Consider the following 21,491-nt stretch of genomic DNA (forward strand, 5'->3'; position numbering starts at 1 on the left):
TGTGAATTAAAGAAAATTGCCTCTGCAGAAAGCACTAATCAGTCAATCACTGTATGACTAGTTAGGTCAGTCATGGATGACAGCATTTAGCCGCTAATTTCGATACCGACAGTAGATAATATGCGGTATATTGTCGGGTTTTTACTGAGCTAATTTTTTAGTTAATGGCAATCAAATTTATATAAAAAAGCCAATACCGTCAGATATTGGCTTTTTGCTGTCACTAGCACTAGCACTAGCACATGCATTGTAGTGCACATTAAAAAATTATTTTCCGTAAACTTTTAAGCGTTTTTCGATAGGTTCAAAGGTTTTTTCACCTGCTGGGGCGGCGATACCACCAAATACCATCTGCGCAATGAGTTTCCAGTTGCTATCGATGTTCCATGTTTCTGCCACTTTTTCATCAATCACGCCATTATAATGCTGTAAGTTTGCACCGATGTTGAGCGCGGCTAAGGCGTTCCAAATCGCATATTGGTGCATGGCACTGGTGTGTTCTGCCCATACTGGGAAATTATGCGCATAAAGTGGGAATTGTTCTTGTAAGCCTTTGACCACTGATTGGTCTTCAAAATACAAGATAGTCCCTGCACCGGCTTTAAACATGGCCATCTTATCGGCAGTTGATTTGAATTTTTCATCATCATTCACCATAGCGCGTAGCAAATCTTCGGTGATTTGCCAAAGTTTTTGGTGGTCTTCACCAAACAATACCACCAAGCGGCTTGACTGTGAGTTGAATGAAGAGGGGGTGTGTAACACGGCATGTTCAACCAGTTTAACTACCTCATCTTTTGAGACAGGCAATTGGTCATTGAGCATATAGATAGAACGGCGAGTTTCTGCGATAGTGTGTAAAGTTTCAACTGACATAATCAGCTCCTTTTCATTGTTATTTGATAATCAATCTACCTTATTAAAGCCGATTGATGTGACACGGTTATTATATGCCTAAAATACTAATAAATAAAAACTATTTTGTAATTTTTTTTAACAAATAATCATATTTATTAATTTTTTCTAATATATTATTAAGGTTAACTTTGATAAATTTAAGGCAAAATTTCGACCGCTGTACCAATATCCACTTGGTCATACAGTGCAATAATGTCTTGATTGCGCATGCGGATACAGCCATGAGAAAGCGGAATGCCCATTGGCTCAGTATTGGGCGTCCCATGAATGTAAATGTAACGCGCCTTGGTATCGCACACCCCTTGCTCATTGGCGCCTTTGTTAAATCCCTCTTCATAGCCATCTAACCACAAAATCCGCGTCAAAATCCAGTCTCGATTGGGAAATGTGGTTGCCAAATGATCGTCATAAATTTCGCCGGTAAATTGACGTGCCACAAATACACTGTTGATAGGTAAATTATCACCAAATTTTTCGCTAATCACGTGCGCACCGAGCGGTGTACAGCCAGTATCCTGCAGTTGTCCAATACCATTTTTGGCAGTAGAGATGGGGTAAGTTTGTGATTGGGTGCGGCTAAGACATAGAGTAAGTTGTTGTTTTTCAATTGAAATAATGATTTTTGGGTAACACATAATCGACTCGTTCAACATTAAGCTTAGACTATCATAACAAAAAAGCCCATCATATTCATGACAGGCTTTTTAAGAAAAATTTGAAAACATACAATCAGTTATTTGATGTCAGTAGTGGATACCCACAAGGTAGAATCGGCAATGTTCACAAAGCCATTTTTGGCTAATACCTAGCTAAATTTGATGCCTTTGGGCAGGGTCTGCACGACGGGACATAGACGATTGGGACAAGAACGTACAATCGCATCTTTATTGGTTTGTGCTTGATGACCGCTATCGGCTTGCGCGGTGAGTGGTAAAACCACCCATACCAAAGTCGCAGCCAAATTTGTCAGTTTATACTTAGCAAGGAATGATTTAATGATCGCGCTCATGATTTTTCAAAAAATACAGTGAAATAAATACAGCCAAATAGGGAGAAAATTTTATCAATAAATTATCTATCAAAATGAAAAAAATATTGTCATATTCACGTAAAAATACTGTGACAATAGGTATAACGAAAAATTCAAAAAGAAAAAGGCCTACGTAACACGTAAGCCTTTTTAATTTGGTCGGAACACGTAAGCCTTTTTAATTTGGTCGGAACGGCGGGATTCGAACTCGCGACCCCTTGCACCCCATGCAAGTGCGCTACCAGACTGCGCTACGCCCCGAAAGGTGTACTATTCTACCAAAAATGACAGAATTTGCAATACCAACTTATCCAATTAGTTCTTTTAACAGCTGATTAACTTGAGCCGGGTTGGCTTTACCTTTGGAGGCTTTCATCACTTGACCGACAAGACCGTTAAAGGCTTTTTCCTTGCCTGACTTATACTCATCGACCATCGCTTGGTTGTTTTTCAACACGTCTTCGACAATCGCTTTAATCGCGCCTGTATCGGTTTCTTGTTTTAAACCTTTATCGGCAATGATTTTATCCACGGCTGTGTCATCGTCACCGCCTTCGCCAGCGAATAGGGCGATAAAGGCTTGTTTGGCCAGCTTGCCTGATAGCGTATTGTCTTTGATACGTTCTAGCAGTTTGGCAAATTGGCTCACTGAAATCGGGCTTTGCTCAATGGTTTTTTCATCTTTGTTGAGCGCGCCGAGCAGGTCACCCATTATCCAGTTGGCAGCCAGTTTGGCGTTATCATGACCGACTTTTGCCACGACTTGCTCAAAGTAATCAGCGAGCGAACGGCTAGCGGTTAAAATACGGCTATCGTATTCAGGTAAGCCAAGCGCCGATTGAAAACGCTCACGACGTGCCACTGGCAATTCTGGCATGGCGTTTTTGATTTGTTCAAAAGTTGCGGTATCAATATGCACAGGTAAAAGGTCAGGGTCTGGGAAATAGCGGTAGTCGTTGGCTTCTTCTTTGGTACGCATTGAGCGCGTTTCGTCTTTGTCGGGATCGTACAGGCGAGTTGCTTGTATGACTTTGCCGCCGTCTTCAATCAAGTCAATTTGACGCTCGATTTCCACCGTGATGGCGCGCTCGATAAAGCGAAACGAGTTAAGGTTCTTAATCTCACAGCGAGTACCCAAGTCGGCACCGGGTTTTCGTACGGAGACGTTACAGTCGGCACGAAATGAACCTTCCGCCATAATGGCATCAGAAATACCGAGCCAAGTGACCAACTGGTGAATGGCTTTGACATAGGCAACCGCCTCGGCAGCTGAGCGCATATCAGGCTCTGAGACGATTTCAATCAGCGGCGTACCGGCACGGTTTAAATCCACGCCCGTCATTTGTGGCACCGCATCATGCACCGATTTGCCCGCATCTTCTTCTAAGTGAGCACGGGTGATGTGAATACGTTTGGGGTATTCGTTTTTTTCACCTTCATTAACCACAATGTCGATATAGCCTGTACCGACAATCGGGTGCGCCATTTGGCTGATTTGGTAGCCTTTTGGCAAGTCGGGATAAAAATAATTTTTACGGTCAAAGGCGTTCATCATGCCGATTTCAGCATTGACGCCAAGCCCAAACATCACCGCTTTTTCTACCACATCTTTGTTGAGTACAGGTAGCGCCCCTGGCATGGCTAGGTCAACAATATTGGCTTGGGTGTTGGGTTCTTGCCCAAATAGGGTGGAAGCCGATGAGAAAATTTTGGTATTGGTATTAAGCTGGCAGTGGATTTCGATACCGATAACCACTTCATAGCCATCCACTAAAGGCGCTTGCGGTTTATTTTCGTTTGTCATAACAAGGCTCCTTAGGCTTTGGCGATGGGTGATAGTTGTTGGTGAAAATCAGTGACTTGCTGATACGCATCGGCAGTTTGCAGTAGCGTCTCTTCATCCCATGCCTTTGCAATCAGCTGTAAGCCGACAGGCAGATTGTCACCATCAAAACCCACCGGATGGCTTAATGAAGGTAAACCGGCTAAATTCACGCCAATGGTATAAACATCCCCCATATAAATTTCGGCAGGGCTAAGGCTTGCACCGATTTTATAAGCCGTCGTTGGCGCAGTTGGGGTGGCAATGACATCACAGCTTTCAAAGGCTTTGGTAAAATCTTGGCTGATGAGGCGGCGCACTTTTTGCGCTTTGACATAGTAGGCATCAAAATAACCCGCTGATAGCGCATAGGTACCCATCAAAATACGGCGCTGTACTTCGGCACCAAAGCCTTCAGAACGTGAGCGGGTGTATAAATCTTCCAAGTTTTTTGGGCTATCACAGCGGTAGCCATAACGCACCCCATCATAACGGGATAAGTTAGATGAAGCTTCGGCTGGGGCGAGCAAATAATAAGTGGCAAGGGTGATTTCAGGTTTGGTCAAATTCACATCTACCAAGCTTGCACCCAAGGCTTGGTATTGTTTTAATGCCGCTTCTACACTGGCTTTAACCTCGCTATTTAAGCCATCGGCAAAGTATTCGGTTGGGATACCGATGCGTAACCCTTGAAGCGGTTTATCATGGCTGGCATTGGCTTGGCGTTTGCTGGTCAAACTAGTGAAAAAATCCGGCACGTCTTTGTTGGCAGACGTTGAGTCTTTGCTGTCATGACCTGATAACACGTTGAGCAAATAAGCACAATCTTCTGCGGTTTTACCAAAACTGCCAGCTTGGTCAAAACTTGACGCATACGCCACCATCCCATAACGTGAAACACGTCCGTAAGTGGGCTTAATCCCTGTCAAACCACAAAATGACGCAGGTTGACGAATCGAGCCGCCGGTATCTGAGCCTGTGGCAAAGGGCGCAAAACCTGCCGCAACCGCTGCTGCGCTACCGCCCGATGAACCGCCTGGTACGCGGCTGCTATCCCAAGGGTTGTGCACGGCGCCAAAGTATGATGACTCATTGTCCGAGCCCATGGCAAACTCATCCATGCTAGTTTTGCCAAGCATGACTAAGCCTGCATTTTGGCAGTTTTCAACGATGGTGGCGTTGTAAGGCGCCACAAAGTTTTCTAGCATTTTTGAGCCACAAGTGGTTAAAACGCCTTGGGTACAAAAAATGTCTTTATGAGCCAGTGGCACGCCCGTCAAGTCTGCGCCTTTGCCTTCAGCCAATAATTTATCGGCGGCGGCGGCTTGCGCTAACGCTTGTTCAGGCGTGACCGTGATAAAGCTGTTGATGGCTTTATCATGCTGGGTAATCCGATTGAGAAAGTGCTTGGTAAGTTCGGTACTGCTAAAGTCTTTATTTTTTAGACCTGCTGCCAATTGGGCAACCGAAAACGTATGTAGTTCAGACATAATTTTCACTTATAATTAATTAACAAAAATTTGACAAGGTATTCGATGAGCTGTGGTTTATTCAATGACCTGTGGCACAAGGTATAAACCATCAGCGACACTTGGCGCAATGGACTGATTTAGCTCACGATTGACTTCGACCCCATTACCGCCAATAACATCTTCACGCAGTGGCTGGGTCATATCATGGACATTGGTAAGCGGTGCGATATTGTCAGTATTGACCTCTGCCAAAATATCCATCATTGATAGAATTTTGCTTAGGTCATTGGCATAACTATCTGCCTGCTCAGCGGTCACGCCAAGTCGAGCAAGTTTGGCGATGTTCATAATTTCATCAGTTGAAAGCGTCTGCGACATGATGAGTTCCTTAAGTACAAACAAAAAAGAAAACGGGCAAACAAGGCAAATGTTTGATGCGATTTTACACCAGCCAATTATAGCAACAGGCTATAATAAAAGAGGCTAAAACCTGATAAAAACAGTTGCTTTAGTTTAGTTACTTTTAATAACAAATTTGAAAAAATACGGTGATGTGACCTAAATAATTTGTCACAAAAAATTCGTGAATAAAGATAGAATGTGATTAAATCACTATATTTTGCGATATTTTACCGCTATAATCTAGCACTATTCTTACTAAACGCAAATTAATCGCATTAAAGTCACTATCGCCTAAGCTTCTTTAAAATCATCGTCACTTTTTTTTATGTAAAAAGATAGCCTTTTAACTGTTAATCGTTAAGAGTTTCTTGCTATTTTTTATGTAAAATACAGCAGCGGTAAGCAGCTTGTTTCAGATTTTTTGTTAGTGGGCACGATAGGGCGGTTTTGAAACATGGGCATTAAAAGCTTTTAAAAAATGCGTCGTTGACTCGATGTGCGATTAAACACCCCGCTAATTTCTGCTTTGCTTGCAGTGTAGTTTTGTTATCACTGGGAAATGATACATGAGCCTTTTCGGATTTTTATCAAGTAATATCGCCATCGACCTTGGCACTGCCAATACGTTAATTTTCACCCCAGGTAAAGGTGTGGTCCTCAATGAACCAACGGTTGTTGCGCTTCGTAGTAACCGTACCCAAAATCCTACCGTTGCGGCCGTCGGTATTGATGCCAAACAGATGCTAGGTCGTACCCCAGATAATATCACTGCGATTCGTCCACTCAAAGACGGTGTGATTGCCGATTTTGAAGTGACCCAAAAAATGCTCAAGCATTTTATCAACAAAGTGAAAGTGAAACGCTTTTTAGCCAATCCAAACGTGATTGTTTGTGTGCCTTGTAAATCTACCTTGGTAGAACGTCGTGCGATTCGTGAAGCGGTTGAATCGGCAGGCGCAAATAAAGCCTTATTGCTTGAAGAGCCTATGGCAGCTGCGATTGGCGCAGGATTACCCGTGCATGAAGCCAGCGGTTCGATGGTGGTGGATATTGGTGGCGGTACCACAGAGATTGCGGTGATTGCGCTATCAGGCTGTGTGTATGCCGACTCCATCCGTATCGGCGGTGATGTGTTTGATGAAGCGATTATTACTCATGTCCGCCGTACCCATGGCTGTGTGATTGGTGAAACCACGGCTGAACGCATCAAAACCGAAGTAGGCACGGCTATTGAAGATCCTGAAAATCCCTTGGAAGTGGAAGTGCGTGGTCGTAGCATGGCAGAAGGCGTGCCTAAATCATTTGTGGTGACATCCGCCGAAATCCAAAAAGCCTTAAGCGACCCTATTACTGGTATCATCTCAGGTGTCAAAGCGGCGCTTGAACAAACACCGCCTGAATTATCAGCCGATATCGCAGAGCGTGGTATTGTATTAACCGGTGGTGGCGCACTATTACGCAATCTTGATGAACTGATTTCACGTGAGACAGGCTTGCCCGTCACGGTAGCTGAAGACCCCTTGACTTGTGTCAGCCGTGGGGGTGGTAAAGCGCTAGAGTTTATCAATAACAAAGCATTGAATATGATTTTTGTCTGATGTTAATTGATGTGTTACCGTTAACCGCTATTTTTTAATAGCGGTTTTATTGCTTTATTGACAAGATGATTTTACGATAGCTTTTTTTAAAAGATTTTTGCTACCCTTATCTGTGTTGTGCCGCTTGCGGTATTGACTGTCACGGATTTTACTTGGATGTTACTTATGTCACTTACCATTTTTACCCAACAACCGCTCGCCATTCGCAAGACCCTTATTGTGGTGTTTGCGGCGATTGTGCTGATGTTATTGGATAGTAAAAATAGCAGCTGGTTTCAACCAGTACGTACCGTGACCCATGCCGCCATGCAGCCCATCTATCAAGTATCGGCTTACCCAAGTTTTTTTGCAGGCTGGCTTGATAGTAGCATGACCGAAAAAGAAGCGTTACGGCGTGAGAATGTCCAGTTAAAAGCTGAGCTGGTGCATGCCAAAGCGCAATTACAGCAGCAAGATTATCTTGTTGCGCAAAATGCCCGACTGCAAGGGATTTTGTCTGCCACCACGCCAGACCAGTTTAATTTGCTGTTATCGCATGTCATTGGTACCGATAGCAATCCACTTCGGCAAATGGTAGTCATCAATAAAGGCAGCAAAGACGGGGTGATTGTGGGGCAAACGGTGATTGATGAAAACGGCATTCTTGGACAAGTCGTTAATGTTTACCCCGATACCTGCCGTGTGGTGTTAATCAGTGATGACCAACAATCCGTTGCCGTGACTATCAAACGTACTGGGCAAAAAGCCATTGTATCGGGCAAAGGTAATCCACAGTATTTGGTACTAGATTATATCTTTAAGGCATCGGATGTACGCATTGGCGATGAGCTTATTTCATCAGGGCTTGGCGGTCGTATTCCTGCCGGATTTCCTGTTGGGCGCGTGGCAAAAGTAGAGGCCGAGCAAGCGGGGGGCTATGCCAAGATTATGGTGAAACCCGCTGCCAATTTTATCAATACGTCTTATGTTTTACTGCTTCAGCAAAAGGTATAAAATTACTGATTATGGTCGTCGTTCAGCGCAAAAAAACCAAACAGCATTTATATATTGTGATGGCAATCAGTTTTATCATCGCATCGGTACTTAGTGTGTATCCGCTGTCGGCAGAGATTGCGCTATTTCGTCCGATGTGGATGATCATGATGCTGATTTTTTGGCTGATATTTCAACCGACTTTAATTGGCATAGGATTGGCGTTTGTGGTTGGTTTGTTTGCTGATTTACTCACAGATAGCCGAATCGGTCAGCAAGCCTTATGTGCAGTGTTGGTGGCGTTTTTTATCAAGTTTGTCAGTGGTTATTTACGCCAATTGTCCTCAAACTTGGTGTGGCTGCTTGCGGGCGCCTGTTTGCTGATTTATCAACTTGGGTTAATTTTTCTGCATTTATTTACCCAAGGGGTGTTTGCTCCCCAATTACTTTATACCGTTGCCGTCAGTACCTTAATTTGGCCGCTGTTAGTCGCTGTCATGCTGCGTTATACGCGATAAGCGTATTGAGAAGTTATTATGTATCAATTTAATGCCACTATACCGATTATCTTGGCGTCCACCTCACCCAGACGGCGTGAGTTGTTAGATCAAGTTGCGGTGCCACATACTTGCGCGGCAGTCAGTATTGATGAAACACGGCTAGTAGAAGAATCGGCGATTGACTATATTGGACGTATGGTGAGTCAAAAAGCGCAAGCCGCTTTACAAGTTTTGCCAACCGCTATGACCGAGTGTGTAGTGATTACCGCCGATACTATTGGCGTATTGCCGGATGGGTCAGTGCTACAAAAACCTAGCGATTTTGCAGACGCTTGTGCGATGTGGCGGCAAATGAGCAATGCCTCGCACCAAGTATGGACCGCGGTACAAGTGAGCCGAATGGCGCAGCGTAGCGGTCAATGGCAGATGGATTATGCTGACCGCACTGTGGTGAAAACCGATGTCAAATTTATCGCACTCACTGACAGCATGATGGCGCATTATTGGCATACAGGCGAACCACAAGACAAAGCAGGCGGTTATGCTATTCAAGGACTGGGCGCTGCGTGGGTCAAAGCGATTGACGGTAGTTATAGCAATGTGGTTGGACTGCCGTTGGTGGAAACGTTAGATTTGCTTTCTCAGGCGATGCAAACCCATCAGTAAAAATTTACCCCATAAAAAAGCCATAAGTACAAATCTTATGGCTTTTTTTATGATGTTTTAAAGGGTTAACCCAATGTTGCTTTGACCAACTTTGAAATCAAAGCGGGGTCAGCGCGACCTGCGGTTTTGACTTTCAGCGCATTCATCACAGCGCCCATTTGCTGCATTGAAGTGGCACCTTGCTCAGCAATTTCAGCAGCTACCAAATTGGCAATTTCTGCTTCACTCATGGGTTGTGGCAAGAATTGACTAATCACATCAATCTCAAATTGTTCTTTTTGTGCCAAATCTTCCCGACCATTGGCGGCAAAAATCGCGAGCGACTCTTGGCGCTGCTTGGTTTGCTTTTGTAAGATGTCTAGTACACCTGCATCATCGAGCGTTATTTGGCGGTCAATTTCGATTTGTTTTATCACCGCTTGTACGCTGCGTAGTACTTTAACTTTTTCAAGCTCACGCGCTTTCATGGCAGTTTTGACCACATCGGTCAGGGTGTCTTTTATGGTACTCATGGTTTTAACGCTCCTTAATGTTAGCTAATGGCGTTTTTAAAATTGTGGTTAGCAACATAGCATAAAAAAATCCACTTAACAAAGTGGATTTTATCATTTACTGGTATTGGGTTGTCTGTCGACAAATTACCTTAGTAAAGACGAGTCGTGCGTACTGATTCACGTGACATTTTCTTTTTGTAACGTTTTACCGCAGCTGCTTTTTTGCGTTTACGTTCTTGAGTTGGTTTTTCATAGAACTCATGTTTACGTACATCTGCTAAAATACCGGCTTTCTCACAAGCACGTTTAAAGCGGCGAATTGCGATATCTACAGGTTCGTTCTCTTTTACCTTTACTGCTGGCATGTAGACTCCTTAAGTCTAGGCTTATTGATAGACAGTTACCGTGCTATCAACAAAGCGGGGTTAGTGGGTCAGGAACATTAATCCGGCTGTATAGGTGATTATTAGCCAACCTACCCATGGTTTGGCATCAGCTCAGATTAGGATAAAAATAGGTGCGAATTTTAACTAAATATTGAATGTAAGTCAATGTAAATTTTAGCTTTTTAATAAACTGTTAAATTAGAAAATCCTTCTCTTAGCCAATTGCCCTGTTTCATCTAGCCAATAAAAAATTTTTACCCGTTAGCGTAACAAAATACACAATGATAGTAATGATTTAGCAAGGTGGCTTTAAAATGTTATTTTATTCATACCGCAGTAATGCTAATATAGTCACTAATTCTCATGTAATAACAACATACCGCCAAATGTCGCACTAGCCATTTGCCAGTCGGCATTACCACGCAAAATATTACCATGCAAAATAGTTTGTAGGGCTATTAAAAATTTATACATTGATGTGAAATTAGATTTCACCTTATTTGAAAGGAAAAGGTTATGCTACCGATATCAACACGCAATGCCACGCTAGCCAGTCTTATGATTGCCTTGGGTCTTACCATGAGCGCATGTAGTAAGCATGAATCAGCCGAAAGCAAACCAACCGAAGAAATTGCCGCACAGCAAGGTGAAATCGCTCGTGCAAACCATCCCATGCCAGTAGCTTCACAGCCTGCTTCATTTGTGCCACCGACAGCCGCCTCAGCCGCTGCCACCACGACGACAGCAACTGCTACCCCAGTTTCTGCTGATGCTGGCGAAAAATTGTTTGGTAGTGTATGTACCACTTGTCACACAGCAGGCTTAATGGGCGCACCAAAACTTGCTGATAAAGCCGCTTGGGCACCTCGCATTGCGCAAGGTAAAGACACGCTTTATAAACACGCCATCGGCGGCTATCAAGGAAAAGCCGGTGTAATGCCAGCCAAAGGTGGTAGTCAAGCCTCGGATGAGGAAGTAAAAGCTGCCGTTGATTATATGGTCTCAAAAGCAAGCTAATAGGTAATGCGCCATTTATAAAATAAAGGCTATATGTTCAAGCCTATGCAACAACTAGTATCTAGCACTTCACTAAATCCAGTCACTAGCAAAATAGTTGGCTGGTTTTTTTTATACGTTTTTTATACCCAATGTGCTTTGTTTTAACCCGCAGTTTGGTTATGATGAATGACTATGTTCAATCACCAAACCCTGTTAAGAAACCGCCATGACACCTGCCGTTAATCTTGCCAAAAAACTAAAAATCAACTTCCAATTACATGAATACCATCACGACGCGCATAGTGAAAGCTATGGGCTTGAAGCAGCAGAAAAACTACAAGTTGAGCCAAAGCGGGTATTTAAAACCTTGGTGGTAAAATATGACAATGACAAACTCGCTGTTGCGATACTGCCTGTTGAGCATTTACTAAACCTAAAAAAAATCGCCAAAGCCATCGGTAGTAAAAAAGCACAAATGGCAGACCCCAAATTGGTAGAACGTACCACAGGCTATGTGCTAGGTGGGGTAAGCCCGCTCGGTCAAAAAAAACGCCTACCCACGGTCATCGATCAGTCGGCACAACACTTTGCGACCATTTATTGTAGTGGCGGTAGACGCGGCTTGGAGATTGAGTTGTCACCGTCAGATTTAGCAGGCGCAGTAAACGCCAAGTTTGAAGATTTAATTCAAGAATAAAGGATAACATCATGCCCAATGTCATTATTGAAGTGAGTCACAACCACATTATTAGTCAGCCTGGTAACCTATTGGCACGGGTCAATGATGCGCTATGGCAGTCTGGCAATTTTAAGCTACAAAGTGATATCAAATCACGTATCTACTACCCAAACCACGTATTGGTGGGACTGAGCGATAGCGGAGATGAAGCCTTTGTTATGGCGCATTTTTATCTTATGCCAGGGCGTGATGACGCTACCATTCAATCATTGGCGCAGCGCATTGCCGATGCTATCAAAGCGCATCTGCAGGAATTTAAAAGTGAGGTGCCTGCTGGCAATTTACAGATTTGCGTCAATTCCACCACGCTAAGCGCCAATTATGTCAAGCAGTATGTCGAATTCAAATAGAGGATTTAGGGATAAAAATTGGCTACTTTAAGCACATTTTTGCTGACTTTTGCCCAGTGGCAAGATAGTAGGTTTGGCAACAAAACCTGCAGTAGCAGCGGCCCGTTGCTAGCCAATGACTAAACAGTCATTTGCGTTATTCTCAACTTATCGCAAACATAGTAAACTAGTCAAGATTTTGTTTTGTCTGCGGTATGTAAAAATTTTAACAAGCATCTTTTCACAAGCATCTTTTAAAGACATCATATAAAGACATCGTGCAAAACATCATTTTTTCGGTTTTCCCCGTTGATTTCAACATAACTCAAGGAGTTAGCAATGATTTATCAAGGAAATAGCATCTCGGTATCGCTACTCGAAGACGGTATTGCTAAATTAAACTACGATAATCAAACTGAGAGCGTTAATAAATTTGACCAAGCCACCATCAAAGAATTTGGCGAAGCAGTCACGGCATTAGAACAATCTTCAGACGTTAAAGGTCTCATCGTTACTTCAGGAAAAAAAGTTTTCATAGCTGGTGCAGACATTACTGAATTTGTTGGTAACTTCAAAAAACCAGAAGGCGAGATTGCTTCTTGGGTATTTGACATCAACAAAACATTCAACCGTTTTGAAGACCTGCCTTTCCCAAAAGTTGCGGCAATCAATGGCGCATCCATGGGCGGTGGTACAGAGATGACGTTGGTGTGTGACTACCGTGTCATGAGTGACAAAGCGAGCATCGGTTTACCCGAAGTTAAATTGGGCATCTTCCCAGGCTTTGGTGGTTCGGTGCGTTTGCCACGTATCATCGGTATCGATAACGCCTTAGAAATCATCGCAACTGGCGAAGCACAAAAACCAGCCTCTGCATTGAAAGTCGGTATGGTGGATGCGGTTGTTGCCGCTGACCAGTTAGAGGCTTCAGCGATTGATTTAGTCAAAAAATGTATCGCAGGCGATCTAGATTGGAAAGCACGCCATGACGAAAAAATCAATCCAGTCAAATTAAACGCCCTAGAACAAACCATGGCATTTAACTCAGCCAAAGGTGTATTGTTCTCAAAAGCCAATCCAGCCCAGTACCCAGCGCCAAAAATCGCGTTAGAGTCCATCGAAAGACACGTGAACCTACCACGTGACAAAGCGTTAGAAATTGAATCTGCAGGTTTTGCAAAAGCAGCAAAAACCCCACAAGCAGAAAGCCTAGTCGGTCTATTCTTAAACGACCAAGCAGTTCGTAAACTTGCTAAAACTCACAGCGCCAAAGCGCATGATATTAAAGAAGCTGCTGTATTGGGCGCAGGTATCATGGGTGGTGGTATCGCTTACCAAGCCGCCTCAAAAGGCTTGCCCATCATCATGAAAGACATCAAGGCAGAGCAACTTGACTTAGGTATGAGCGAGGCCAGCAAACACCTATCAAGTGGTATGGCACGCGGTAAAGTAACCCCAGCACAAATGGGCGAAACTTTAAGCCGTATCCGTCCTACGCTAAACTACGGTGATTTTGGTGAGACTGACATCGTGATTGAAGCGGTTGTTGAAAATCCAAAAGTTAAACACGCGGTATTAAAAGAAGTTGAAGGGCTAGTTAAAGACAACTGTATCCTAGCATCTAACACTTCGACCATCTCTATCACCTACTTAGCTTCGGTACTAGAGCGCCCAGAAAACTTCGTCGGCATGCACTTCTTTAACCCAGTCCATCGTATGCCGCTGGTTGAAGTAATTCGTGGTGAAAAATCAAGCGAAGAAGCGGTAGCGACTACGGTAGCGTTAGCAGAAAAAATGGGTAAAGTGCCCGTGGTGGTAAATGACTGCCCAGGTTTCTTAGTTAACCGCGTATTATTCCCTTACTTCGGTGCGTTTGACTTATTGATTAAACAAGGCGCTGACTTTGTTCAAATCGACAAAGTCATGGAAAAATTTGGTTGGCCAATGGGTCCTGCTTACTTGATGGACGTTGTGGGTATTGACACAGGCGTTCATGGGGCAGAAGTCATGGCTGAAGGCTTCCCAGACCGTATGAAACCAGACTACAAAGTGAGCGGTCAGATATTGTTTGAAGCCAATCGCTTAGGTCAAAAAAATGGTGTTGGTTTCTATAAATATGAAACGGATAAAAAAGGTAAGCCAGTTAAAACTGCCGATCCACAAACCGTTGAATTATTAAAACCCTTTATCGATGCGCCAAAACAGTTTGAAGACCAAGAAATCATCGATCGTTTGATGATTGCATTATGTAATGAAACGGTTCGCTGCTTAGAGGACAACATCGTATCGACGCCTGCAGAGGCAGACATGGCGATGATTATGGGTATTGGTTTCCCGCCATTCCGTGGTGGTCCATGTCGTTACATCGACCAAATCGGTCTACAAAATTACCTAGCCCTTTGCGACAAATACGCAAACTTAGGTAAAGCCTATGAAGCGCCACAAATGATTCGTGATATGGCGGCAAATGGTAAAACTTTTTACCCACAAGCGTAATCGACGATTATAAATTTTAAGGAGAATAAAATGACTACATTAAGTCCAAAAGATGTCGTGATTGTCGATGGCGTTCGTACCGCAATGGGCAAATCAAAAAATGGTATGTTCCGCAATGTACGCGCTGACAGCATGTCTGCGGAGCTTGTTAAAGCTTTGGTAGCACGTAACCCGTTTGATACCAAACTTGTAGAAGATGTCATCTGGGGCTGTGTCAACCAAACCCTAGAGCAAGGTATGAATATTGGTCGTAACATCGGTTTATTGGCTGAGTTACCACGTACTACGGCAGGTCAAACGGTCAACCGTTTATGCGGTTCATCCATGCAAGCACTTCACACCGCAGCGGCACAAATCATGACAGGTCAAGGTGATGTGTTCATTATCGGCGGTGTTGAGCATATGGGTCACGTGGGCATGATGCACGGTATTGACATCAACCCAGAGGCTTCAAAATATTATGCAAAAGCCTCTAACATGATGGGTTTAACCGCTGAAATGCTCGGACGTATGAATAACATCAGCCGTCAAGAACAAGATGCGTTTGGTGTAGAATCACATCGCCGTGCCTGGGAAGCGACACAGCAAGGTCGTTTCAAAAACGAAATCATCGGCATTGAAGGTCATGATGAAAACGGTAACCTACAACTTTGCACCATCGATGAAGTGATTCGTCCCGATGCCAACATGCAATCATTTGCGGCATTACGCCCCGTATTTGATCCTAAAGGCGGTACCGTAACAGCTGCCACCTCATCAGCCTTATCTGATGGTGCATCTGCGATGCTTATCATGTCTGCACAAAAAGCCAAAGATTTAGGTCTAACACCGCGTGCCCGTATTCGCGGTATGGCAGTTGCAGGCTGTGATGCCGCTATCATGGGTTATGGGCCAGTGCCTGCCACCAAAAAAGCCTTAAAACGCGCTGGCATGAGCATCGACGATATGCAAACCATCGAGCTAAACGAAGCATTCGCCGCACAAGGCTTATCGGTTCTTAAGGGCTTAAACCTACAAGACAAACTAGACATCGTTAACCTAAATGGTGGTGCTATTGCGTTAGGTCACCCACTAGGCTGTTCTGGTGCGCGTATCACCACCACACTTCTAAATGTGATGGAGCAACAAGACACCCAACTCGGTCTTGCCACCATGTGTATTGGTCTGGGTCAAGGGATTGCCACCATTATTGAACGTGTATAAGCAGTTTGTTGTAACAAAAACCCTTGATTTCAATCAAGGGTTTTTTTACGCGGCCAGTTTTCTTCACCCATGTTTTTTACTAATATTGCTTTACTATAAAGTCTAAGAAATTTTTTACTAAATCTGTTATGTTGTCTAGATAAAAATAGATAAATATAGGTGTATTGTGAGTTTATTCCAAAATCTACTAATTATTTGTATATTAGTGTTGATTTCCAGTTTTTTCTCCATTTCCGAAATTGCCCTGGCAGGTGCTAGACGCATCAAGCTAAAGTTGTTGGCAGAATCGGGTGACAATCGCGCCAATAAAATTCTACATTTACAAGAAAATTCTGCCGAATTTTTTGCCACCTCACAAATTGGGCTAAATGCCGTGGCAATTTTGGGCGGTATTGTCGGTGAGTCTGCGCTTCGTCCCTACTTTATTGACCTTATTTCGCCATTTTATCAAGGCAAAATGCTCGATAATATCGGTTTTATGATGTCATTTTTGCTAGTCACTTTGTTGTTTATTTTGTTTGCTGATTTGATTCCCAAGCGCATTGGCATGATTAACCCAGAACGCGTGGCGTTAGCGGTGATTGAACCTGTACTGTTGTCAATCAAAGTATTTAAGCCGCTGGCATGGATTATCAACGGGCTGGCAAATCTGATTTTTAGAATTTTCAAAATCAACATGGTAAGAGAAGAAAATATCACCTTTGATGATGTTTCTGCCGTGGTGGATGCAGGAGCGCAAGCGGGGGTGTTGCTCAAGCAAGAACATCACTTTATCGAAAACGTTTTTGAGCTTGAAGAACGTAACGTGCCCTCTAGCATGACCACCCGTGAGAACGTGGTTTATTTCACCCTTGGCGAGTCTGAGCAAAGTATTCGCCAAAAAATCGCCAATTACCCGTATTCAAAATTTTTGGTATGTAAAGACCATATTGATGAAGTGATTGGGTATGTCGATACCAAAGATATTTTGGTAAAACTTCTTAGTAACCAGTCGCAAATTTTGCTCAATGAAACTACGATTCGTAATGTATTAATCATCCCCGATACATTAACCTTATCCGAGCTGCTAGATCGTTTTCGCTCCAGTAAAGAAAAGTTTGCTGTGGTGATGAACGAGTATGCGCTCATTGTCGGTGTCATTACGCTATCTGATATCATGATGACAGTGATGGGAGATTGGGTCGCACCGATTGAAGATGAGCAGCAGATTATCCAGCGTGATGAATTCTCATGGCTGATTGAAGGTACCACACCGATTGAAAATGTCAAACATGCGCTCGGTATCGAAGATTTTCCCGATTGGGACAATTATGAAACTTTAGCAGGTTTTATGATGTACAAACTGCGCAAAATTCCTCGCCCTGCGGATTTTGTTGAATATCAAGGTTATAAATTTGAAGTAGTCGATATTGATCATCATAAAATTGACCAGTTACTTGTGACGCGTAATTTCAAAGATGAAGAAGAGCACATTATCAGTGATAGTTAGTCAAAGTGATTGAGTAATACGGCCGCTTTGACTTGAAATTGATTAACTTTTTTCACGTTTCTTGTTAAAGTAGTTCATGGTTTCACCAAATCGTGAACTTTTTTCTTTTGGGCTTGGCAAACGGTAAAATTATTTTATGCTTGAAATCCGCCACCTTCAATTATTGACCGCACTACGTGAGCAAGGTTCGCTTGCTGCCGCGGCTGAGGACTTGTATGTCACGGCATCAGCGGTGTCCCATCAGCTCAAAGAAATCGAAAATTATTATGGTGTTAGCCTCGTCAATCGCCGCTCAAGACCGCTAAGCTTTACCCCAGCAGGCAAAGAAGTACTCAAACTTGCCGACAGTGTGCTACCGCAATTTAATCGTACCACCGCCAACCTTAAAAGACTGGGTCGTGGTCAAACGGGACAATTGCGTTTGGCCTCGGAATGTCATAGCTGTTTTGATTGGTTGATGCCTATTCTTAATCGTTATCGCAGGGAATGGCAAGACGTTGAGCTGGACTTTAGCTCAGGCTTTGAACCTGAGCCTCACCAAATGTTACTCGATGAAGAAATTGATGTGCTTATCACAGCCAGTCGCTTACCCTTGGAGGGAATCAGCTATCTGCCGTTATTTCAATATGAAAGTCGCTTGGTGTTGTCACCCACACACCCATTAGTCGATAAAAAATCGCCGATTTTGCCAGAAGATTTGATTGATGAAACGCTCATCGTCTATCCTGTGGAAGCCAAACGACTCGATATCATCGCGCATTTTTTTGCGCCTGCAGGACTTGCGCCCAAGAAACTAAGAACCACAGAATTGACAGCGATGTTAATTCAGCTGGTTGCGAGTGAACGAGGGGTTGCCTCGTTACCGAATTGGGTAGTGAATGAATACGAAAAAAAAGGCTGGGTTATATCAAGGGCGCTGGGGGAAGGTGTGTTTTGCCAGCTTTATGCGGCGACCCGTACCACAAGTAAAGAGGTGGCTTATATCCAAGGGTTTTTGGATTTACTGCCAGAGATTAGCCATAAATCTACAATACCTGCCCATCATCGAGCCTAATTGATTTAAACCTAACCGATTAAAAATGCTGGATGTGATGTTACAACACCACTATTATGTTGATGAATGCCACACCCAAATTACATATCAACATACGCCAACAAAAGACACGCCAATAAAAGCCAAATCGAGGTCACCCAAACAAAGTAGAATGGAATTACTTTGAAGCCAAGTTAACCTCTTCAGGTGAGATATGCGTTGTTGCTAATACTGTTGGCTCATCGTATTCAACTTTTTCAGTGACCAATTCTTCATGGCGCAGTGTCACAGGAATTTGCGTTTCATGACTGACATTTTGGGTCATTAACTGCACTTTTTCCGCCACAATGGTTTCAATATTTACTTTAGCTATTTGTTGAAGTAGAGGAACCTCAATCGGGGTATCGCCTAAAGTAATCGCTTGCCCATTCACCATCAACTGTGGCACATTGACATTATTAGTAACCACGCTAACTAAATTATCATGAGGCGCGTTAGCCTGGGAAAATACATGTTCAATCACTAACACTTCTTGATTGAGTGTCACAGGAACGTTAACCGTTTGGCTGATGATTTTTTTTGATAATTTAATATTGTCTTTGACAAATCGCTCAATTTGCACTCGGGGGCGTTCAGCTAATAGCTCTAAAGTGTTGGTGGTATCTTCACGAAGATCAACGGTTTTGACAATGTTATCATGAGTATGGGTATCATGGGTGTTTGGTTCAGTAGTATTCATCATCGGGTTTTTCATTGAGTGTTTTCCATTGCAAAGTTATTGTTCCAAAATCTGTAATAATATATAACAATCACAAAAAAGACAGATGAAATCATCTGCCTTTTTCAAGCCAATGGCAACACCGTTGGCAGAAGTTAAAATCTATAGTAATCAATTATCTAATGATATTAATTATTAAAGTTTACGGGGCGCATTTGGATCAATTGCAGGTGATACATTACCATCGACGGTATCAACACCCGTTACACGCTCAACGCCATCTTTTTGTACATCTAACTCTTCACGGCGAACGGTTTCATTAAAGGTCTCAGTGCGAGTTTGTGCCACTTTATCTACGTTAACTTCTTCAGTGACATAAGTTTGTTTGTTAACATTTGCACGTTCTGCTTCAAGTTCAACCTCAATAGTAGCATTGTCATTATCACCAATGCTGCGATCAGTAGGTTTATTAACTGGTGTACGCTGGATATGCGCTTGTTCTTCAGTTAATTCAACGTTGACAGTGCGTGGCTCAGACACAACATGTTTACCAACTTTTAGTAAACCCGCTACGATTTTGTCTTTATTGACTGAAATGCGTTCTTCAAGTAACTGTAATGTATTAGGTGATTGGTAATCGTTATCAGTAAGCTTAACAGGTGTGGCAGCACGGTCAAATACATGACGGTCACGAACCGTTTGTTCTTCGATACTGTAATTATAGTCAGGATCGTAGCTATCCATTGTTTCAACAGTATCTCGGCTGAGCGAATCAAAGTATACATTGTCATCTTGAATACGAGCTAGACCCGCTGGTACTAAAACTTCTTTCGAGCTAAACCAGCCACCTACATCAACAATGAAATAGCGAATACGGCCTGTGCTCTCATCAACTAAAGCACCTTGAATACTACCCACTTTGTCGCCATTGGCGCCATAAGCGTTTTTACCAGTTGGATCAAAATAATCGTTACCTAAAAGGTCAACGTGGGTGTCTTGGATATCGCGTAAACGTATTAAACTTGCCATGGAAAAATCTCCTTTAGATATCTTATTGTTTATTTTTTATTAAGGTAGTTAAGTTAAAAACTAAATAAATATAAGATAGTTTTTTATAGTTAAATGAAAATTGTTATAATAAAATTTTTAAAATTCAACAAATTAGATGTTTCACAGCTACTTGGTTGTTGCAACAGATGCTTGATTGTTGAAATCGCCGATGATAAAAACGATGAAAAATGCCATACGCTTAATCGTTCGACTTGCAAACAAGATTACTGAAAAAATCACCCGTTAAATAGTAGAGTTGGATAAATTTTTGTTTAGAGGGTGTAATTGGCAGTTGTCTTAAGTAACTTTTGCAACCAAGCGTAAAAAAAATTGGCTTTTAGCAATAAATTAAAAACATATAAAAAAAGTTGGGTAGAGCACTTAGCGCGAAACACCATTGCCCACCCAATAAGGCGTTATAAAAGATAAGTAATAAAAAATAATGAGTTATCAACATATATATTAGGTGATTTTCAATGACAAAATATCAGGGCAAAATAATCCGCTGGCAAGATGACAAAGGCTTTGGGTTTATTGAGCGAACGGATAATAATTTACAAGACTCTGCCATCTTTTTTCATATCAGCGAATACCGAGCGAACCAACGTCCTGTGCTTAATGAAGCGGTAGTTTTTGAAATAGGGCAAGGCAGAGATGGCAAACCCTGCGCTGTCAACGTGCAGCAACAGACGTTTGTCAGACAAAAAGTTGCCCAACAAAATGCCCGGCAAGTTCGTCAAGCTCAAAACGATCTTAAAAATCAAACATTACTCACGTGGGTGGCTATTGGGGTGCTGTTTTTTGTGTTACTGACCGCTGTTGTACTGGTTAAGCACTTACCCTTATGGATTATTGGTTGGTATTTTGCAATAAGTTTGGCGACCTATCTGCTGTACGCGCATGACAAAAAAGCTGCCAAAAATGGTGATTGGCGTGTGCAAGAAGCGTCACTTCATAAATTGGCTTTTGCTGGGGGCTGGGTAGGGGCGGCGTTTGCCCATTGGTTATTGCGCCATAAATCGACCAAGCCAGAATTTCGTAGGGCTTTTTACTTGACAGTCCTAGGGAATCTCTTAGCTTTAGCAATCATAAGTTATATCAACCTAAAAATCAGATGATTGCTTGATTGATTGATGCGCAAAAAAAATCCCTAATACAGATTAGGGATTTTTTTT

At 42.8% G+C, this 21,491-nt stretch carries 22 protein-coding genes and 1 tRNA gene; 12 read left to right on the top strand and 11 right to left on the bottom strand.

The annotated features are described in order from the left end of the window. Positions 1-267 precede the first annotated feature (267 nt). From RTR63_RS02170 to gatC, 7 genes are all read right to left on the bottom strand, one after another. Entirely contained in the window at positions 268-876 is a 609-nt protein-coding gene (locus RTR63_RS02170; RefSeq protein WP_159375223.1) for a nitroreductase family protein, read from the bottom strand. A 179-nt stretch (positions 877-1,055) separates the two neighbouring features. Then, positions 1,056-1,553 (bottom strand): L,D-transpeptidase family protein, encoded by a 498-nt coding sequence (locus tag RTR63_RS02175; protein WP_312522411.1) that lies wholly within the window; start codon positions 1,551-1,553, stop codon positions 1,056-1,058. 170 nt (positions 1,554-1,723) lie between these two features. Beyond that, positions 1,724-1,927, bottom strand: a complete 204-nt coding sequence (locus RTR63_RS02180; RefSeq protein WP_312522413.1) for a hypothetical protein — start codon at positions 1,925-1,927, stop codon at positions 1,724-1,726. A gap of 205 nt (positions 1,928-2,132) precedes the next feature. Then, positions 2,133-2,209, bottom strand: a tRNA-Pro gene (locus RTR63_RS02185). A gap of 46 nt (positions 2,210-2,255) precedes the next feature. Then, positions 2,256-3,752 (bottom strand): Asp-tRNA(Asn)/Glu-tRNA(Gln) amidotransferase subunit GatB, encoded by a 1,497-nt coding sequence (gatB, locus tag RTR63_RS02190; RefSeq protein WP_312522415.1) that lies wholly within the window; start codon positions 3,750-3,752, stop codon positions 2,256-2,258. 11 nt (positions 3,753-3,763) lie between these two features. Continuing rightward, a complete protein-coding gene (gene gatA / locus RTR63_RS02195) occupies positions 3,764-5,260 on the bottom strand; it encodes an Asp-tRNA(Asn)/Glu-tRNA(Gln) amidotransferase subunit GatA (protein ID WP_312522417.1) in 1,497 nt (498 codons plus the stop codon). A gap of 57 nt (positions 5,261-5,317) precedes the next feature. Next, positions 5,318-5,620: an Asp-tRNA(Asn)/Glu-tRNA(Gln) amidotransferase subunit GatC gene (gene gatC / locus RTR63_RS02200; RefSeq protein WP_060995645.1), complete on the bottom strand. Its 303-nt coding sequence runs from the start codon at positions 5,618-5,620 to the stop codon at positions 5,318-5,320. Positions 5,621-6,210: 590 nt separating this feature from the next. Between gatC and RTR63_RS02205 the strand changes: the two genes are divergently transcribed. The 4 genes from RTR63_RS02205 (at position 6,211) to RTR63_RS02220 (ending at position 9,380) form a co-directional block, all read left to right on the top strand. Continuing rightward, the gene (locus RTR63_RS02205) at positions 6,211-7,242 is read left to right on the top strand and encodes a rod shape-determining protein (RefSeq protein ID WP_007115517.1); all 1,032 of its coding nucleotides are present in this window, start codon (positions 6,211-6,213) and stop codon (positions 7,240-7,242) included. Positions 7,243-7,407: 165 nt separating this feature from the next. Beyond that, on the top strand, positions 7,408-8,235 hold the full coding sequence (gene mreC / locus RTR63_RS02210; RefSeq protein ID WP_040403278.1) for a rod shape-determining protein MreC: 828 nt from the start codon (positions 7,408-7,410) through the stop codon (positions 8,233-8,235). An 11-nt stretch (positions 8,236-8,246) separates the two neighbouring features. Continuing rightward, positions 8,247-8,732, top strand: a complete 486-nt coding sequence (gene mreD, locus RTR63_RS02215) for a rod shape-determining protein MreD (RefSeq protein ID WP_007115519.1) — start codon at positions 8,247-8,249, stop codon at positions 8,730-8,732. 18 nt (positions 8,733-8,750) lie between these two features. Next, positions 8,751-9,380: a Maf family protein gene (locus RTR63_RS02220; protein ID WP_312522420.1), complete on the top strand. Its 630-nt coding sequence runs from the start codon at positions 8,751-8,753 to the stop codon at positions 9,378-9,380. A 65-nt stretch (positions 9,381-9,445) separates the two neighbouring features. On the opposite strand, the gene RTR63_RS02225 is transcribed toward RTR63_RS02220, so the two are convergent. Continuing rightward, complete coding sequence (locus tag RTR63_RS02225; protein WP_007115521.1) at positions 9,446-9,892, bottom strand: GatB/YqeY domain-containing protein; 447 nt, start codon at positions 9,890-9,892, stop codon at positions 9,446-9,448. Between the two features lie 131 nt (positions 9,893-10,023). Then, positions 10,024-10,239: a 30S ribosomal protein S21 gene (rpsU, locus tag RTR63_RS02230; protein WP_007115522.1), complete on the bottom strand. Its 216-nt coding sequence runs from the start codon at positions 10,237-10,239 to the stop codon at positions 10,024-10,026. 537 nt (positions 10,240-10,776) lie between these two features. On the opposite strand from rpsU, the gene RTR63_RS02235 reads away from it, so the two are divergent. The 7 genes from RTR63_RS02235 to RTR63_RS02265 all read left to right on the top strand — a co-directional run bounded on the left by RTR63_RS02235 (position 10,777) and on the right by RTR63_RS02265 (position 18,569). Continuing rightward, entirely contained in the window at positions 10,777-11,277 is a 501-nt protein-coding gene (locus RTR63_RS02235) for a c-type cytochrome (RefSeq protein WP_144918030.1), read from the top strand. Between the two features lie 208 nt (positions 11,278-11,485). Further along, entirely contained in the window at positions 11,486-11,956 is a 471-nt protein-coding gene (gene ybaK / locus RTR63_RS02240) for a Cys-tRNA(Pro) deacylase (protein WP_312522422.1), read from the top strand. Between the two features lie 11 nt (positions 11,957-11,967). Further along, positions 11,968-12,348 (top strand): 5-carboxymethyl-2-hydroxymuconate Delta-isomerase, encoded by a 381-nt coding sequence (locus RTR63_RS02245; RefSeq protein WP_312522423.1) that lies wholly within the window; start codon positions 11,968-11,970, stop codon positions 12,346-12,348. Between the two features lie 318 nt (positions 12,349-12,666). Next, on the top strand, positions 12,667-14,823 hold the full coding sequence (gene fadB / locus RTR63_RS02250) for a fatty acid oxidation complex subunit alpha FadB (protein WP_312522425.1): 2,157 nt from the start codon (positions 12,667-12,669) through the stop codon (positions 14,821-14,823). Between the two features lie 30 nt (positions 14,824-14,853). Further along, positions 14,854-16,026, top strand: a complete 1,173-nt coding sequence (fadA, locus tag RTR63_RS02255) for an acetyl-CoA C-acyltransferase FadA (RefSeq protein ID WP_007115528.1) — start codon at positions 14,854-14,856, stop codon at positions 16,024-16,026. Positions 16,027-16,192: 166 nt separating this feature from the next. Further along, complete coding sequence (paeA, locus tag RTR63_RS02260) at positions 16,193-17,515, top strand: polyamine export protein PaeA (protein WP_239743106.1); 1,323 nt, start codon at positions 16,193-16,195, stop codon at positions 17,513-17,515. Positions 17,516-17,651: 136 nt separating this feature from the next. Continuing rightward, on the top strand, positions 17,652-18,569 hold the full coding sequence (locus RTR63_RS02265) for a LysR family transcriptional regulator (RefSeq protein ID WP_060995632.1): 918 nt from the start codon (positions 17,652-17,654) through the stop codon (positions 18,567-18,569). Between the two features lie 157 nt (positions 18,570-18,726). On the opposite strand, the gene RTR63_RS02270 is transcribed toward RTR63_RS02265, so the two are convergent. Both RTR63_RS02270 and RTR63_RS02275 read right to left on the bottom strand, forming a co-directional pair. Next, positions 18,727-19,302, bottom strand: a complete 576-nt coding sequence (locus RTR63_RS02270) for a DUF2382 domain-containing protein (RefSeq protein ID WP_227716809.1) — start codon at positions 19,300-19,302, stop codon at positions 18,727-18,729. Between the two features lie 159 nt (positions 19,303-19,461). Next, complete coding sequence (locus RTR63_RS02275) at positions 19,462-20,295, bottom strand: DUF2382 domain-containing protein (protein WP_007115532.1); 834 nt, start codon at positions 20,293-20,295, stop codon at positions 19,462-19,464. Positions 20,296-20,792: 497 nt separating this feature from the next. Between RTR63_RS02275 and RTR63_RS02280 the strand changes: the two genes are divergently transcribed. Beyond that, on the top strand, positions 20,793-21,434 hold the full coding sequence (locus RTR63_RS02280) for a DUF1294 domain-containing protein (RefSeq protein WP_312522426.1): 642 nt from the start codon (positions 20,793-20,795) through the stop codon (positions 21,432-21,434). The last annotated feature ends 57 nt before the right edge of the window (positions 21,435-21,491 follow it).

The organism is Moraxella sp. CTOTU47724 (assembly GCF_032014955.1).
Lineage (GTDB): Bacteria > Pseudomonadota > Gammaproteobacteria > Pseudomonadales > Moraxellaceae > Faucicola > Faucicola tetraodonis.